Here is a 2,641-nt window from a genome sequence, read left to right on the forward strand (position 1 = left end):
TTCGCCAAAGCAACAGCAGCCTGATCAGACCAGATACCGTTCCCAATTCGAAGGCCATCCGTCGAAAGCGCCGGCGTCAACGTGCAGGGAAAATCGCGCTTACTCTCAGAACGAGGCGCCCCTCCCGCGAAGCGGGTTCGTGCATTAGGCGCAAAGCTGCCTAAAGCGAGTGGGACATCAGAGCCATTCTGCGTCGATGTTCACGCTTCGTGCTTGGAAGCCGCATAAAAAGGCAATGTGGAATGCACAAAGCAGCACGAGGAGTGGACCCGTTCTTAACGCGTAGGCCCCGCTAACATCGGCTGGGTCCGCATTCAGCTAATCCGGCCGTGCTTCCGACGCGACAGCGTCCAGGAGCAGAGTAACCTCGACATTGACGCTGGTGATGGCTTGCAAGTGAAGGGGCTGATTGGCCCAACGGGCGATGGAGACTACCAACGAGTAGTCCTCAACCGGCACCTCATGGATCTTGATCGACGTCCCCGTACGATCCAACAGCAAAAGCAAAGGAGTCGTCCCCTCGTCAGATTTGCTCGCGATGGCGGCAACTCGCTGAACATCCACGTGGCTGTCAACGCGAACATTGAAGAGTATTCGGCCTCCAGATTTATCGGCGCAGTCGCCTGCTACAGTATCGAAGCTGGCCGCCGGAAAATCTGCCGCTTGGACAATCATCTCGATCAAAACCGTCTCAAGTTGTGGCGTGCTACCTCGGCTGATCGGCATCGTCTATCCCGGAGAGTCTGGCAGGGCGACGGGCATGACCTATGACGCGTTTGGCCGGCGCACACCACCAACACGCCGGCCGGCGGCGGCTCTGCCGTTACCACCTTGTATACCCGGTGTGGCAGCGTGATCTGCCAGGCACGCGATGCAGGCGACATTCGCCAATCTGTTCAGAGGCGTATTCCGTATCCACAGCTATGATCAATGCTCTTCCGATAAAGGTGTAGGACGCGATGCCCGTGACTTGCCGTGTCGCCAATTTTAGAGTTTTAGAATAGTCGCATGGGGTCCGCGAAGGCCAGACTCCGCCAGTGCCTGAAGGTCAGCTACTGAGGCGCGCAAGGAAGGACCGGCAGTGGCGCAAGACGGACTTTCGCAAAAACAGCTGTTATAGTGCTCGGCTGGCGGAGATAAATGATCCGGTTCGGCGCAGGCACGGTGGAGGGCTGTCATGCCGCTCAAGGTCATCGGAACGGGTTTCGGGCGCACCGGAACTGACTCCATGCGAGAGGCGCTCAACCTGTTGGGCTTCGGACCCTGCCATCACATGTTCGAAGTCGATGGGAGCGCCATTCAGAAGCAGCGCTGGAGGGCCTTAGCCAAAGGTGCGTCGGCAGACTGGGAGAGTCTGTTTGAGGGCTACTCATCCTGCGTGGACTGGCCCTCCTCTTATTATTGGCGCGAATTGATCGAAGCGTATCCGGAAGCACGGATCGTTCACACGGACCGCTCGGCCGAAAGCTGGTGGACAAGTATGGAAAGCGCGTTTCAGGTGACGCGCCGCGGTCAGGTCGACCCGGACTCTCTGGGGGAGACCCTCGTTTTCGGCAAGGTCTTTGCAGGACGCGTCGATCGCGCTCACGCGATAGCCGTCTACGAATCACATCGGCACGACGTACTCACCACTGTGCCGCCTGGCCGACTGCTCGTGCATGCACTCGGGCAAGGATGGGAGCCGCTATGCCGCCATCTTGGCGTCCCGATCCCGGAGCAGCCGTATCCTATGCGGAACAGCGCCGAGGAATTCCGGCGGCGGGCCGAGACACGCTAAACGGGTCTGCTTGAACCAAGGCGAAGCCGCCCTCCACGGCCGAAATGCGGCGCGATGCGATCGTTCACTGTGCCGTGCGGGTTCGAACCCGGCACGACGGCGAAAGTGACACGGCTGGATCCGGTTGTGCCCGCCACTCAATCCACGACTTCTCTACCTCGGGGCAAAGCGACGCCAAACGCCACAGCTAAAGCAGATGGCCGGAAAGGCAGTTCAGTCAGTGGCCGTCGCCTGCGGCCGGCAAAGGTGGACGTGGCGGGCCAAATTCCGCCACGTCATTTTGCGAACGCGAACGCGTCCCAAAGATACGTTCAGCCCTCGATGGAGGCCAGCAAGTCGTGGTTGATGACGTCCGCGTGCGTCGTCAGCATGCCGTGCGGGTAACCCGTATAGACCTTCAGAGTGCCGTTCTTCAGAAGTTTGACCGACAGCCTGCCCGAATCCTCGATCGGCACGACCTGTCGTCGTCGTCATGCATGACCAGCGTGGGCACGGTGATCTTCTTCAGATCCTCAGTGAGAAGGCCCTGATGGCTTCATAGTGAGCCTTGGCGCTACTCATCATGGTAAGACCGTACGTCTGAGGTGGCTCGCCCTACAGTGCGCGTCCGAGCGTTGCTCGGGGCGGGCCGAGCCGATCCTCACCACAGGAGGACGAGCCACCTCATCGGCAGAGGCGACATACAGTCTTACCCAACATGCCCTGAGGCTACCAATTCTGAATCACGCAACACAACAAAAGGCTTTCTTCGTTCAATCGATGGCGATTCGAGCTATTAGGGCCGTCTGCGAGTCCTTATGCTCCTCATCGAAGCGGATCGGCAGCGACACGCCGACGTCGGCATGGCTCAGTGCAACAACGTTC

The 2,641-nt window shown here is 59.4% G+C and carries 2 protein-coding genes and 1 pseudogene; 1 reads left to right on the top strand and 2 read right to left on the bottom strand.

Annotated features, from left to right (window positions below):
* Window positions 1–318: 318 nt before the first annotated feature.
* On the bottom strand, window positions 319–726 hold the full coding sequence (locus NKH49_RS34515) for a hypothetical protein (RefSeq protein ID WP_352473287.1): 408 nt from the start codon (window positions 724–726) through the stop codon (window positions 319–321).
* 451 nt (window positions 727–1,177) lie between these two features.
* Here NKH49_RS34515 and NKH49_RS34520 point away from each other — a divergent pair, with 451 nt between their 5' ends.
* Window positions 1,178–1,777 carry a sulfotransferase family protein gene (locus tag NKH49_RS34520; RefSeq protein ID WP_352930125.1) on the top strand — a complete coding sequence of 200 codons (600 nt, stop codon included), beginning with the start codon at window positions 1,178–1,180 and terminating at the stop codon, window positions 1,775–1,777.
* A gap of 311 nt (window positions 1,778–2,088) precedes the next feature.
* Here the strand turns inward: NKH49_RS34520 and NKH49_RS34525 are convergent.
* Window positions 2,089–2,341 (bottom strand): annotated as a pseudogene (locus NKH49_RS34525) (alpha/beta fold hydrolase); the annotation flags it as partial.
* Window positions 2,342–2,641: the final 300 nt, after the last annotated feature.

Origin of the sequence: Mesorhizobium sp. M1088, from assembly GCF_040318575.1 — a bacterium.
GTDB lineage: Bacteria > Pseudomonadota > Alphaproteobacteria > Rhizobiales > Rhizobiaceae > Mesorhizobium.

Bases quoted from the DNA above. Each gene is read 5' to 3' on its own strand.
- NKH49_RS34515 (WP_352473287.1), bottom strand. From the start codon at position 726: ATGCCGATCAGCCGAGGTAGCACGCCACAACTTGAGACGGTTTTGATC.
- NKH49_RS34520 (WP_352930125.1), top strand. From the start codon at position 1,178: ATGCCGCTCAAGGTCATCGGAACGGGTTTCGGGCGCACCGGAACTGAC.